This is a genomic window from Gordonia otitidis NBRC 100426 (genome assembly GCF_000248075.1).
GTDB classification, from domain to species: Bacteria; Actinomycetota; Actinomycetes; order Mycobacteriales; family Mycobacteriaceae; genus Gordonia; species Gordonia otitidis.
The window spans coordinates 1-525 of sequence record NZ_BAFB01000212.1 but is presented as its reverse complement, the minus strand read 5'-3'; the positions used below and the strand labels follow the sequence as shown (position 1 = coordinate 525).

1 pseudogene is annotated in these 525 nt (G+C 60.2%); it reads right to left on the bottom strand.

The window, feature by feature from the left end:
- Nucleotides 1–525: pseudogene (locus tag GOOTI_RS20665) on the bottom strand (ABC transporter ATP-binding protein); the annotation flags it as partial.

The following is a 525-nucleotide window of genomic DNA, read 5'->3' as shown; positions in this document are numbered from 1 at the left end:
CCCTGGGTGTTGGCGGCGTGGGCGCGGGACTCGGCGCGGATCTGGTCTTCCTGATCCATCGATTCACGGATCGCGCGTTGAGCGTTCTCCGGCAGTGTCGGCAGCAACTCCAACACCCGCTCACGATGGCGGGCGACCGCTTTACGCTCGGGCATCCCCGGATTGGGCTGCACCTGCGGAATGATCTCCGAGAAATCATCCTTCGTACCACCACCACCGATACCGGCGGCCTGCATCGCCTCTTCCTGCTTCTGCACCGCCTCGTCCTTCTCCTCCGACATACCGATCGGACCGAACCGATCACCGGAGAGGAACTGCTTGACCACCGGCTGCTCCGAGGTCAGCAACTGCTCACGCGGACCGAACATCACCAACTCCTTGCGGAACAACATGCCGATGTTGTCCGGAATCGTGCGAGCAATGTTGATGTTGTGCGTCACGATCAGAATCGTCGCGTCGATCTGCGCATTGATATCGATCAACAACTGCGAGATATAAGCAGTACGCACCGGATCCAGACCCGAG